12 protein-coding genes are annotated in these 12,042 nt (G+C 46.9%); 7 read left to right on the top strand and 5 right to left on the bottom strand.

What is annotated here, in order from left to right; translation table 11 throughout:
* A complete protein-coding gene (locus R7Z78_RS14060; protein WP_062730773.1) occupies window positions 1-762 on the top strand; it encodes a type II secretion system protein N in 762 nt (253 codons plus the stop codon).
* Window positions 763-1,054: 292 nt separating this feature from the next.
* Here R7Z78_RS14060 and cysQ read toward each other — a convergent pair whose 3' ends face one another.
* The 4 genes from cysQ to R7Z78_RS14040 form a co-directional block, all read right to left on the bottom strand.
* Window positions 1,055-1,882, bottom strand: coding sequence for a 3'(2'),5'-bisphosphate nucleotidase CysQ (gene cysQ / locus R7Z78_RS14055; protein ID WP_005379308.1), 828 nt, complete (start codon window positions 1,880-1,882; stop codon window positions 1,055-1,057).
* 44 nt (window positions 1,883-1,926) lie between these two features.
* Window positions 1,927-2,496 (bottom strand): ADP compounds hydrolase NudE, encoded by a 570-nt coding sequence (gene nudE / locus R7Z78_RS14050; RefSeq protein WP_005379309.1) that lies wholly within the window; start codon window positions 2,494-2,496, stop codon window positions 1,927-1,929.
* 176 nt (window positions 2,497-2,672) lie between these two features.
* Window positions 2,673-3,257 (bottom strand): Fe-S biogenesis protein NfuA, encoded by a 585-nt coding sequence (gene nfuA, locus R7Z78_RS14045; protein WP_005379313.1) that lies wholly within the window; start codon window positions 3,255-3,257, stop codon window positions 2,673-2,675.
* A 97-nt stretch (window positions 3,258-3,354) separates the two neighbouring features.
* Window positions 3,355-4,080 (bottom strand): amidophosphoribosyltransferase, encoded by a 726-nt coding sequence (locus tag R7Z78_RS14040; RefSeq protein ID WP_025998648.1) that lies wholly within the window; start codon window positions 4,078-4,080, stop codon window positions 3,355-3,357.
* A gap of 84 nt (window positions 4,081-4,164) precedes the next feature.
* On the opposite strand from R7Z78_RS14040, the gene bioH reads away from it, so the two are divergent.
* Entirely contained in the window at window positions 4,165-4,932 is a 768-nt protein-coding gene (gene bioH, locus R7Z78_RS14035) for a pimeloyl-ACP methyl ester esterase BioH (protein ID WP_005384724.1), read from the top strand.
* Between the two features lie 124 nt (window positions 4,933-5,056).
* The gene (locus tag R7Z78_RS14030) at window positions 5,057-5,521 is read left to right on the top strand and encodes a hypothetical protein (protein ID WP_005379316.1); all 465 of its coding nucleotides are present in this window, start codon (window positions 5,057-5,059) and stop codon (window positions 5,519-5,521) included.
* A 104-nt stretch (window positions 5,522-5,625) separates the two neighbouring features.
* Here the strand turns inward: R7Z78_RS14030 and R7Z78_RS14025 are convergent, their stop codons facing one another.
* Complete coding sequence (locus R7Z78_RS14025) at window positions 5,626-7,947, bottom strand: Tex family protein (protein ID WP_169644339.1); 2,322 nt, start codon at window positions 7,945-7,947, stop codon at window positions 5,626-5,628.
* A 229-nt stretch (window positions 7,948-8,176) separates the two neighbouring features.
* Here R7Z78_RS14025 and R7Z78_RS14020 point away from each other — a divergent pair, with 229 nt between their 5' ends.
* The 4 genes from R7Z78_RS14020 to ompR all read left to right on the top strand — a co-directional run bounded on the left by R7Z78_RS14020 (window position 8,177) and on the right by ompR (window position 12,016).
* Window positions 8,177-10,057, top strand: coding sequence for an ATP-dependent zinc protease (locus R7Z78_RS14020; RefSeq protein WP_155396187.1), 1,881 nt, complete (start codon window positions 8,177-8,179; stop codon window positions 10,055-10,057).
* 117 nt (window positions 10,058-10,174) lie between these two features.
* Window positions 10,175-10,666, top strand: a complete 492-nt coding sequence (gene greB / locus R7Z78_RS14015) for a transcription elongation factor GreB (protein ID WP_005379321.1) — start codon at window positions 10,175-10,177, stop codon at window positions 10,664-10,666.
* Between the two features lie 105 nt (window positions 10,667-10,771).
* The gene (locus R7Z78_RS14010) at window positions 10,772-11,167 is read left to right on the top strand and encodes a DUF1090 domain-containing protein (RefSeq protein ID WP_017635004.1); all 396 of its coding nucleotides are present in this window, start codon (window positions 10,772-10,774) and stop codon (window positions 11,165-11,167) included.
* A 129-nt stretch (window positions 11,168-11,296) separates the two neighbouring features.
* The gene (gene ompR, locus R7Z78_RS14005; protein ID WP_005379333.1) at window positions 11,297-12,016 is read left to right on the top strand and encodes a two-component system response regulator OmpR; all 720 of its coding nucleotides are present in this window, start codon (window positions 11,297-11,299) and stop codon (window positions 12,014-12,016) included.
* Window positions 12,017-12,042: the final 26 nt, after the last annotated feature.

The raw sequence follows: 12,042 nt of genomic DNA, 5'->3' as shown, positions 1-12,042 counted from the left end.
GTGAAGCGAGCAGTACTTTACGTTGTTATCTTTATCGTCTTTTTTTCAGTCAGTCTTTTAATGGGATTACCAGTCTCTTGGGTGTTACAACAAGCACCAACAGTGAGAGGCCTGGACATTCAAGGAGCCAACGGTTCGGTATGGCAAGGTCAAGCTTCTAGTATTCGTTGGCAGCGCCAGAACCTTGGAGAAGTTAATTGGGATTTCCAATGGTCGAGTCTACTGACAGGTAAAGCTGAGTTTGCTGTGCGCTTTGGTCGTGGTAGTGAAATGGACGTTCGTGGGCGCGGTTTTGTCGGCTATAGCTTAAGTGATGGCCCTTATGCCAAAAACTTAGTTGCCTCGATTCCGGCGGTAAAAGTTGTTGAGCAAGCGCGCCTCCCTGTGCCTGTTGGTGTTGATGGGCAGCTTGAGCTGAATATTCGTCATGCGACTTATGCTGCGCCTTGGTGTAAGAACGGTGAAGGCACTTTAGTATGGAATGCCAGTGGTATTCAAAGCCCCGTTGGCAGCTTAGATCTCGGTCCTGTGATTGCCGATATAAACTGTCAGGATAGTGTATTGACGGCAACTGGTGAGCAGAGCAGCAAACAAGTCTCTGCGGCGTTTTCCGCTGAACTGATGCCTAATCAACGGTACTCAACCAAAGCGTGGTTCAAACCTGGTGCAGAGTTCCCATCCAGCATGGGGGAGCAACTGAAATGGCTGGGTAAGCCGAATGCTCAAGGTCAATATGAGTTTAATTACCAAGGGCGCTTCTAACCTATCGTGACAAAATCCAATATCTTAAAAGAGCTGCTATTGTGCAGCTCTTTTTGCTTTTGGATCATCGTAAGCTAAAACCTCTATTCGCTGTACATTGGGAATGAATGGAAATTTAAAACCATGATTTTTAATTGATTTATTTTCTTTCGTTCAGCTTTACAGGCAATTGGAACATAGTAGGCCAAATACTCCAAGTGCTGTACAGAAGGGCAAAAAGAAAAGGCCACGAAGATATTCGTGGTCTTTCTATTGCTAGAATTTTGTGCTCTAAATTTTACCGATAGGGCGCTTAATCTTTGCGTTGTAAAATCTCATTCCAAGGTAAATCCGCATCACCAAGAACAATAAAGTTCGGGTTTTCTAGTGTTTCCCGCTCGTTATATGACAGCGGTTCTAATTGCGTGCTGAGAATACGTCCGCCAGCTTCTTCAACAATGCATTGTGTCGCAGCGGTGTCCCACTCACCTGTTGGACCTAGTCGGAGATAGCAATCTACCGCCCCTTCCGCGACGAGGCATGCTTTCAATGCTGCAGAACCGAGCGGTATTAAGTCGTAATTCCAGGCGCTGCTCATACGGTTAGTAATACGATTGATGTCTTGGCGACGACTAATAGCAATTGCGATGCTTTGCTCTGGCTGTTCGTGTTTGTGTGTATGGATTTTGACGCTGTCCGACATGTCGGGAATTTTCCAGGCGCCTTTGCCATTATAAGCGTAGTAAGTCACGCCAGATACAGGGCCGTAAACGACGCCCATGGTTGGTCGATTGTTGTCGACCAACGCAATAATAGTGGCAAAGTCACCACTGCGAGCGATGAATTCTTGAGTACCATCAAGAGGGTCGACTAACCAATAACGTTCCCACTGAGCGCGTTGCTCTAAGCTTATGTCTGCGTCTTCTTCTGACAACACGGGAATGTCAGGCGTCAGATCACTCAAGCGTTCAGTGATGAACTTGTGAGCTGCAATATCTGCACTTGTTACGGGAGTTTCGTCACTTTTGGTGTAGGCCTCGTATTGCTTCTTTTCATATATTTCGAGGATCATTTGCCCAGCACTGCGGGCAATCTCGATGACTTGAGGAAGTAGGTGAGATAGATCTTTTGTCATTGGCATAAGTGATAGTCCTTACTCACAGTGTTATTCGGTTCTAATGACCGTTATTGGTTATGCTTGTGAGTGGTGTTTGGTAAGTGTTTCAGTGCCAACATTAGCGCTGTGATGCTTCGTGCTTCACAGAAATCCATGTGAGTTAATAACTCTTCGGCTTGCGCAAGTGGCCAACGCACAATTTCCAGTGGTTCAGGCTCATCGCCTTCTTGCTTCTCTGGATAAAGCGCCTGTCCTAAAAATAGAGTCATTTTGCTCGAAAAGTAAGATGGCGCGAGGATAACTTGTTTCAACGGGGTTAACTGATTACAGCCAAAGCCGATTTCTTCTTTTAACTCACGATCCGCAGCTTGGTGTGGTGTTTCTCCTGGGTCAATCAGCCCTTTTGGGAAACCTAGCTCGTAACGTTCAGTTCCAGCGGCGTATTCACGCACCAGTAATAAATCGCCTTGTTCTGTTACAGGGACTACCATTACAGCATCTCGTCCACTTGGCTTCATACGCTCATAAGTACGATGCTCACCATTGGAAAAACGAAGGTCGAGCGCTTCCACAGCAAACAGTTTGGATTTTGCAACCGTCTGGCATGAGAGTATCTCTGGTGGGGTTCGTTTCGGCATGACGCTGGCTCCTTGGTGTCGTTGGCGTTTACGAGATGCGTAAGATTCTTAATATATGAGAACTCCGCCTGAGTTTCTAGCGGATTTTACGAGTCGAGCTAAGCATCTCAGCATCACCTCAGTATCGATACAAAAATGGGAGACCGAAGCCTCCCATTTTCTGACAGTGTTTACTCTTAGTAGTAAGAGTGATCACCACGGTCATGTTCTGTAGCATCACGAACTGCGGTTAGTTCACCAATGAACTGGTTTAGCAGCTCTTTCTCGATGCCTTCTTTTAGTGTTACGTCAACCATAGAACAGCCATTACAACCGCCACCAAATGCAACAATCGCAACACCGTCTTCAGTGATCTCAACCAAGTTTACGTGACCACCGTGGCCAGCAAGCTGTGGGTTCACTTGAGTTTGGATAACGTACTCAACGCGCTCAACCAGTGGTGCGTCGTCCGCAACTTTACGCATTTTAGCGTTAGGTGCTTTTAGCGTTAGCTGAGAGCCCATTTTATCGGTAACAAAATCGATTTCAGCGTCTTCAAGGAATGGCAGGCTCAGCTCATCTACGTAAGCTGAAAAACCGCTGTAAGAGAGTTCAGTGTCGGTCGATTCTACTGCTTCTGGTGGGCAGTAAGACACGCCACACTCAGCGTTTTGTGTACCTGGGTTCACAACGAAAATACGAATGTTAGTGCCTTCAGGTTGTTGGCCTAAAAGGTTAGCGAAATGCGTTTGCGCAGTTTCTGTAATAGTAATATTTGACACGACGAATACCCGAGTAAATTTGTAGGTTACTGCTGCTATTCTACTCTTGTTGACGTATGGGTCTAGTCTTTTTGATGCTAAGGCATGGCGAAGCGATCTAGAGAGAACGAGGAGCAGGTGTTCTGCAGATGCAGTAAATATCGATGCTTTCTACGCCAACTTCAAGTAGTAAATGACATAATTGTCGGACGGTACTGCCTGTGGTGACTACATCATCGACGATGGCAACATGGGAAGAGTGAGGTTGCTTATTGAGAATAAACGCGCCTTTTAAGTTTTGTTCACGGCTTGTTTTGGTATTACCACGCTGTGATTGGGCGAGCTTTACTCGACGAAAGACCTTCGCATCAAAATTAGTCTGCAATTGCTTGGCGAGGTGTCGGGCTAAAACATCACTTTGATTAAAACCCCGGCGCAGGTAACGCTGCCAGTGCAATGGCACACTGGTAATGATTGGAGCTGGCGTGGTGATGCGCTGTGCCAGTTGCTCGGTTAATGCTTTTACATGCCAAGACTCTCCGTGATCTTTAAAGCGTTGTACTTCCCGTGAAAGGGGAAAGTCGTAATCGCCTAACGTGTATAGCCTTTGCCATGGCGGTGGCTCTGAAAGACATTCACCACAAATACTATCCGTACTCATTTCTTCTTTTTGTAATGATAAACCGCAGCGTTGACATCGTTTTACCGGAGTTAGGTATTTTAAACAGTGCTCGCACCAGCGCAGAGTATTTGTGTGGCTTGGTGTTTGAATAGGGAACCGACACAGGCCGCATTGACTGCTCAATACGCGATGCATGATGTTTTGCCAGTGATGAGATAACATAGCGTTTATTCATGGTGATATTTTACTCAGCCTAACGCTTGGCTGAAGCCGTAGGGAATAAAATAAGTGGGAGAGATTGAGAGCATGAGCACGAAATTACACTGGCAGTCATTTGGTCAGGGACCAGATTTGGTGTTACTGCATGGTTGGGGCATGAATGGTGCGGTATGGCAGCAGACAGTCGAGTCTCTTCAACCTTATTTCCGAGTTCATGTGGTTGACCTTCCGGGGTACGGACATAGCGCCGAATCTCATGCTGAAGATTTAGACCATATTGCTAACTTGGTGGTGCAAGGTGCGCCAGAGAAAGCGATTTGGCTTGGTTGGTCCCTCGGAGGTTTAGTGGCGACGCATGTGGCATTAAATATGCCCGAGCGCGTGGCTAAGTTGATTACGGTTGCCAGCTCACCTAAATTTGCCGCAGAAAAACCGTGGCGTGGCATTCAACCGAATGTACTGAGTGCGTTCACCTCTCAGTTGCTAGAAGATTTCTCACTGACCATTGAGCGCTTTATGGCGTTGCAAGCGATGGGCAGCCCATCAGCGCGTAAAGACGTTAAACAGCTCAAGCAAGCGGTACTATCGCGCCCTCAGCCAAACCCTGAATCGCTGTTGGTTGGGCTAAACATCCTTGCTGATGTGGATCTGCGCGATGCGTTGACGTCTCTTTCTGTTCCAATGTTGCGTCTTTATGGCCGTTTAGATGGGTTGGTGCCAATTAAAGTAGCTAACGATTTAAGTGAACAGTTGCCTCATACCCAGCAGTTTGTTTTTAATCAGTCCTCTCATGCGCCTTTTATCACCGAACATGACGAATTTTGTGTTCAAATCCGAGAGTTTGCTCACGATTGAGCAAGTACGAGCGGAAATACCTCAAGTTGTTTAAAAAGTGGTCGATATAAAGGCTGGTGAGGTTTTATTAGCCAATAAAGCTAAGCCATATTGACGAGTTGGGCGACTCTGAGGAGGGTTCGCAATGATTGTGTCACCGACCAACGTAAGTGTGCCACTGATCGCCCCATCCGTGAATGTGCAGACGGAACAAGCAGCTCGCGACAATAAAGTCCGAGAGCCTGTAACGCCAACGGTCGCATTGGCCAAAACCAATGCAGAGCGAAAAGTAAAAGGTGATGACAAGCGTCGACGTCAGTCTTCTTGGGATCCTTCAGAGCATCCTGATTATGATATGGAAACGGAAGTCGACACGCGTTATCAAGAAGAGCCGGAAGATACACTAGAACGGCTTTTTAGTTTGCTTGCGCTCAAATCGTATAGTGAAGACCAGGGGAAAGGCTACGCGATCCGCTTTCGCTTACCAAAGCGCATTTTGGATGCTGCGATCAATGAAGGATTAATGGAAAAGCGCAGGAAGGTGATCAAGTTTCATTATGGTCATGCAGTCGCTCCCCATACCCCGTCAGAAGTGATAGCAGTATTATGACGACTCAATATCCTACTCAAACAAAAACGCTCCAAGCAGGTTGACTGATTGGAGCGTTTTCTTTTTAGTTATGAAAGCTCGTTAGCGGTGAAGCCTAGGTAAGATTACTTTTTCGCTTTAGCAAACGCTGCAGCAAATGCACCGCCCATCGCGCTGTTCGATGACGAATCATCACGGCGAGGCTGACGACGCTGCGGTTGGTCATTACGACGCGGCGCTGCTGATGAGCGTTGGCTACGGTTGTCTTGACCCGGTTCGTCGTTCATACGCATCGATAGACCAATACGTTTACGCTGCACGTCAACTTCCATCACTTTCACTTTGACGATGTCGCCCGCTTTCACCACTTCACGTGGGTCAGACACATAACGATCTGTCAGTGCAGAAATATGCACAAGACCATCTTGGTGAACGCCGATATCAACGAAGGCACCGAAGTTGGCTACGTTAGACACCACGCCTTCTAGAATCATGCCCGGTTCCAAGTCAGATACCGAGTTTACACCTTCTGCAAACGTCGCCGTTTTGAATTCTGGACGTGGGTCACGACCCGGCTTATCCAGCTCTTTGATGATGTCTGTAATGGTTGGAACGCCGAAGTTATCGTCGGTGTAATCGACCGCATGCAGACCTTTTAGGAAGCTAGAATCACCAATTAGCGCTTTGATATCTTTGTTGTTCTTTTCAGAAATCGCTTTGACCACTGGGTACGCTTCTGGGTGAACCGCAGACGCATCAAGTGGGTTCTTACCATCCATAATACGCAGGAAGCCCGCACACTGTTCGAACGCCTTAGGACCTAAGCGAGATACTTTCTTCAAGGTTGTACGTGCTTCGAAGCGACCGTTTTCATCGCGGAAGTCGACAATGTTCTGCGCGATGGTGCTTGATAAGCCTGCTACGCGCGTCAGTAGCGCCGCAGAAGCAGTGTTCACATCAACACCAACCGCGTTTACACAGTCTTCCACAATCGCATCTAGGCGTTTTGCCAACATAGATTGGCTTACATCGTGCTGGTATTGACCCACACCAATAGATTTCGGATCAATTTTCACGAGTTCAGCCAATGGATCTTGCAAACGACGAGCAATTGACACCGCACCACGCAGAGACACGTCCATATTCGGGAACTCTTTTGCTGCAAGCTCAGACGCTGAGTAAACCGATGCACCCGCTTCACTTACGATGATCTTCTGAACTTTCAGGTTGCCACGTTTGATGACGTCTGCGACAAAGCTGTCGGTTTCACGTGAAGCCGTACCGTTACCGATCGCAATCAAATCCACGTTGTACTTGCGGACCAACTGATCAACGATTTGCGCTGATTTGTCGTATTGCTTTTGTGGCGGGTGAGGGTAGATGGTTTCGGTTGCAAGCACTTTACCAGTCGGATCGACAATAGCGATTTTAGAGCCCGTGCGCAGACCCGGATCGAGACCAAGTGTTGCACGAGGGCCAGCCGGTGCTGCCATCAACAAGTCTTTTAGGTTAGTGGCGAATACTTCAATCGCTTCGATTTCAGCGCGCTCTTTCATTGCGCCCATTAGCTCGGTTTCCATGTGCATTGATACTTTGATGCGCCATGCCCAGCTGATCACTTGCTTACGCCAGGTATCCGCCGGTGCGCTGCTTAGCGTCACGCCATAATGGTCGGCGATAATCGTTTCGCAGTAAGACTGACGAGCGCCTTCTTCCTGTTCTGGATCAGCATTCATTGCCAATGTCAGGAAGCCTTCGTTACGGCCGCGTAGCATCGCCAGTGCGCGGTGCGATGGCACTTTGCTTAGGGGCTCGTTGTGGTTGAAGTAATCTTTAAACTTCTCGCCTTCTTGCTCTTTGCCTTCAACGACTCGTGAGACCAGTTCCGCATTGCGATTTAAGTGGTTGCGAATTTTTTCCAGTAAGTTTGCGTCTTCTGCGATGCGCTCCATGATGATCGCGCGAGCGCCATCCAATGCAGCTTTGGTGTCTGCGATGCCTTTGTCTGCATCAAGGTATTTGCTTGCTTCGCTTTCTGGCTCGGTTTGTGGGTGATTCCAAAGCTGATCTGCGAGCGGCTCAAGACCAGCCTCAATCGCGATCTGACCTTTCGTACGACGCTTGGGTTTGTAAGGTAGGTATAAGTCTTCAAGACGAGTTTTGCTGTCTGCCTGCGCGATCTCTTGTTCTAGCTCTGGCGTCAGTTTGCCTTGCTCTTGGATTGATTTCAGGATGGTCTGACGGCGATCGTCCAGTTCACGAAGGTAAGACAGACGGCTGTCCAAAGTACGCAGCTGGGTATCATCAAGGCCCCCCGTCACCTCTTTGCGGTAACGTGCAATAAAAGGGACAGTGTTGCCATCATCAATTAGGGTGACAGCGGCGTTGACTTGCTCTGGGCGAACATTCAGTTCTTGAGCAATCATGCGACAGATAGCTTGGCTCATCCGTGTTTTCTCTTTTAATTCGGTTTTGGTTGTATAGAACATTGGGGTCATTCGAAGAATTTGCAATGTTTTAAATTAACGAGGCAAAAATTTACCGGGCGCTGGTGGACATCAGTCAGATTTATGTCAAAACTGTAATTAAATTGAGAACTTATATCCGCAGTTATCGACTAACCTAATTCCACGGTTGTTGATATCACTAAATGTACCTCGGCTTATACGGATAATCATGATGAAAAAAATGTCTTTGGCGTTAGCGCTTACGAGTGCCTTACTTGCCGCCCCGCTTAGTTGGGCGCAGTCTATCTCAGGAACCACACAAGCTCCCGTTTATCAGCTCGATAACAAATTGGTACTAGGGCGTGTGGAGAGCGTCTACTACAGTGACATTCCGGAACTAAAAGCGGTGCCATTTATTGGCAAGATTGATACTGGTGCAGATACGACATCGATGCATGCGGAGAATATCCATGTCAGTAGCTCACACCCAGATTACCAAGATTTGAAAGATAACGAGTTACTTTGGGCGATTGTCGATGACTTAGGTGGTACGAAGGCAAAGTGGGACGCCGACAGCTTTAAGCCATATCAAGTAAAGGTTAGCTTTACGGTTCCTCACCCTTATACAGGGAAGGAAATACAGATTACCGATGATCTGGAAAGAGTGAGCGCGATTCGCAGTCGAACAAGCAAAAAGCCCATCCTACGCCCGACAATAAAAATGCCGATGACAATCGCTGGTCACACCGTTGATACGGAAGTGAACCTGACCAAGCGTACGCAATTCTCTTCTCCTATCTTGATTGGTAAAACTTATCTCGATGAGAACGCATGGGTCTTCGCTGGTTACGATTATCTTCAAGAACAGCCAAGCGCAAAAATGATTGGCAAAAAAGAGACGGTTGAAGTCGAAGGTGTGCCATATAAGATCAGCATTTCAACTTCTAGCCGTTATACCAACGTCCATGCACTGGACATCAAGGTAGACAAAAAGCATAACGAAGTCTCTTTTATGTTAGAGGGCGAGAATGGCAAGCGTCATCCAATGACATTACCCTTGGTACGAATGCTGAAAACGACCAAAAGCGAGCGTCCTTTAGTCTATTTACCCGTCAAAGTCGGCGAAAATGAAACTCAACGTTGGTTGGTGTATCTGCGTGATCGCAGTAAGTTCAGTTCGCAAATTCGCTTAGGTCGGGACGTCGCGAGTCAGCACTTTGTTATTGATACGGACAGAGAAAATCTACTGGGTGGCGTAGAAAAAACGTTCAAAAGCGCACTCAAATCAAAACCTCTTGTCGTTTCACCAGAAGAACAGGTCACCATTGATGGTTATACCGTCCCTGCTTACCCCACTTTTACTGTGAAAACGCCATTACTGCGTGTAAATGGGTTTGAAGTAACAGAAAAAGGTAAGGATGAATCCGTCACGTTTTATTTAATGAACGATGAGGGGAAAGAAGAAAAAATTACCAAACCAGTGTTGAAAAAGCTCAAGGTTGGCAGCGCGGTTCGCCCTGTTGTCGAAGGAGACTTTCTTCTCGGTAGAAAAGACACATCAATGAAGTTTGCGCTCGATGTGCTTGATGAGGGTGACACTCAACCCTTTTTCGTCTTTGGTCATGACATAGCCAAGGGTGGTGTGTTGCTGAACACTCGCGCAGACCATCTACTAGATGCAAGGCCACTTTTCAAAGCTGGCCATATCGAAGTGGCTGAAGTTGAGGGGATGTCTTTCCCTGTGAAGTTAGACACGGGTGCAGATGTAAGCTCAATCAATGCTAAGAACATCAAGCAGTTTAAGAAAGACGGCAAAGACATGGTGAGCTTTACCTATGAGAACGATCTTGGCATGAAACAGGCGTTTACCAAGCCTGTTGTTGATGTCATGCGTATTAAAGCTAAGAAAGGCGAGAAAGCGAACGTACGCCCTGTGGTTGAAATGCATGTTAAGCTTGGCGAATTAGAGAAGAAGATCCGAGTCAACTTACAGGACCGAGGTCGCTTCCATTACAGCATGATTTTAGGTAAAAACTTCCTAAAACATGGCGCGGTTGTTTCGAGTGATACGAATTACATCGTGACGCAAAAACCGGATTACGAAAAGTAACACTCTGGCCGCCTTATCACCTTGATACCCAAAGCCTGAAAAACATTGGATCTTTGGGTATATCATCTCCTTAATGCTGCCAAAGAGCAGCATTTTTTAGTTGAGATAGGAGTTAATTTGAAAACTAAGCTGATTACACGAGAAGGTTACAACAAACTCAAACAAGAGCATGATTACCTTTGGAATGAAAAGCGCCCGGAAATCACCAAGATCGTCACTTGGGCTGCGAGCCTGGGCGATCGCTCAGAAAATGCGGATTACACCTTCAATAAACGTTTACTCCGTCAGATCGACCGTCGTGTCCGCTTCCTTCGTAAATTCCTGCCAGAAGTCACGATCGTTGACTATTCTCCGCAACAAGAAGGCAAAGTCTTTTTTGGTGCATGGGTGGAAATAGAAAATGAGGCAGGAGAAGTGAAAAAGTTTCGTATTGTCGGGCCTGAAGAGATTTATGGCGATGCGAAAGACTACATCTCTATCGATTCACCTATGGCGCGAGCGATGTTGAAAAAACAAGTGGATGAAGAGTTCACGGTACGCACCCCAGAAGGTGAAAAAGAGTGGTTCATCAACTCAATTGAATACACTCAACCGGCCTCGGAAGACTGAGGCTTTATCACCGATTCAAGTCTCATGAAGTTCACTAGAAGTGACTTGGGTCTCAACGTCAGAATATTTGGTATAAAGGCATGGTGCCTTTCTCGGAGAAGTAAAATGAACAAAGCAGTCATGTGTAGTGCTGCACTAACAATAGGATTCTCACTTTCAGTTTTTGCTCAAGATGAAGTGAAAGGCTGTGACGCTAAAGAGTTAGCGGTAGAGCAGCAGCTTGAGTATGCAAAAGCGCAAGGTAATGAGCATCGCATTAAAGGCTTGGAGCAAGCACTTTCCGCTATCCAGAATGAATGCTCGGAAGGTGAGCTGCGCCAAGAGCTGCAAGCAGAAGTGGAAGAAAAGACTAAAGAAGTTGAGGAGCGAGAGGAAGAATTAGTCGAAGCTCAGCATTCAGGGAAAGCAGACAAAATTGAGAAAAAACGTCACAAGCTGGCTGAGGCACAGCAAGAGCTGCTTGAGGCCAAACGTGAACTGGAATGGAATTATGGTCAATAGTAGGTGCTGAAAATACCTGCTAGAGAGAGATTAAAGCGCTTAAGATAAAAAGAGTAACAATTTGCTTGAGCACGTTAGGAAAAACAGTGATACATTTTCGACAATAGACGCTTCTGAAAGGATGTTTCAATGCAAGAAAATCATAAAATTTTAGTGGTTGATGACGATGCTCGTTTACGTGCTCTATTGGAGCGTTACCTTTCTGAGCAAGGTTTTCAGGTACGAAGTGTCGCCAATGGCGAACAGATGGATCGCCTACTAACGCGCGAAAACTTTCACTTAATGGTGCTAGACCTAATGTTGCCAGGTGAAGACGGTTTGTCGATTTGTCGTCGTCTACGCCACGCGAACAATATGTTGCCAATCTTAATGCTCACCGCGAAAGGTGATGAAGTGGACCGCATCGTAGGTCTTGAGGTAGGGGCGGATGATTATTTGCCAAAACCGTTTAACCCACGCGAATTATTGGCTCGCATCAAGGCCGTATTACGCCGCCAAACCGTAGAGTTGCCGGGTGCACCAAGCACGGAAGAAAAAGTGGTGGAGTTCGGGGAATTCCGACTCAATCTAGGCACTCGCGAGATGTTCCGCGGTGATGAGGCAATGCCACTCACCTCTGGAGAGTTTGCTGTTCTAAAGGCGCTCGTGATGAATGCACGTGAGCCAATGTCACGAGACAAATTGATGAACATGGCGCGTGGCCGTGAATATTCTGCAATGGAACGTTCTATTGACGTACAAATCTCACGTTTACGTCGCATGTTAGAAGACGATCCGAGCAAGCCGCGCTACATTCAAACCGTGTGGGGCCTAGGTTATGTTTTCGTCCCAGACGGCAAAGAGGTGTAATCTCTTCACTCCATAGCCAACACTTG

This window comes from Vibrio sp. 1167 (assembly GCF_033340375.1).
In the GTDB taxonomy this organism is placed as follows: domain Bacteria; phylum Pseudomonadota; class Gammaproteobacteria; order Enterobacterales; family Vibrionaceae; genus Vibrio; species Vibrio alginolyticus.
This window is presented reverse-complemented; position numbering and strand designations above follow the sequence as displayed.

What these genes read in the sequence shown, in the direction of transcription:
- cysQ (WP_005379308.1), bottom strand. Translation starts at nt 1,882, where the DNA reads ATGCCAATGACAAAAGATCTATCTCACCTACTTCCTCAAGTCATCGAG.
- nudE (WP_005379309.1), bottom strand. Translation starts at nt 2,496, where the DNA reads ATGCCGAAACGAACCCCACCAGAGATACTCTCATGCCAGACGGTTGCA.
- R7Z78_RS14040 (WP_025998648.1), bottom strand. Translation starts at nt 4,080, where the DNA reads ATGTTATCTCATCACTGGCAAAACATCATGCATCGCGTATTGAGCAGT.
- bioH (WP_005384724.1), top strand. Translation starts at nt 4,165, where the DNA reads ATGAGCACGAAATTACACTGGCAGTCATTTGGTCAGGGACCAGATTTG.
- R7Z78_RS14030 (WP_005379316.1), top strand. Translation starts at nt 5,057, where the DNA reads ATGATTGTGTCACCGACCAACGTAAGTGTGCCACTGATCGCCCCATCC.
- R7Z78_RS14025 (WP_169644339.1), bottom strand. Translation starts at nt 7,947, where the DNA reads ATGAGCCAAGCTATCTGTCGCATGATTGCTCAAGAACTGAATGTTCGC.
- R7Z78_RS14020 (WP_155396187.1), top strand. Translation starts at nt 8,177, where the DNA reads ATGATGAAAAAAATGTCTTTGGCGTTAGCGCTTACGAGTGCCTTACTT.
- R7Z78_RS14010 (WP_017635004.1), top strand. Translation starts at nt 10,772, where the DNA reads ATGAACAAAGCAGTCATGTGTAGTGCTGCACTAACAATAGGATTCTCA.
- ompR (WP_005379333.1), top strand. Translation starts at nt 11,297, where the DNA reads ATGCAAGAAAATCATAAAATTTTAGTGGTTGATGACGATGCTCGTTTA.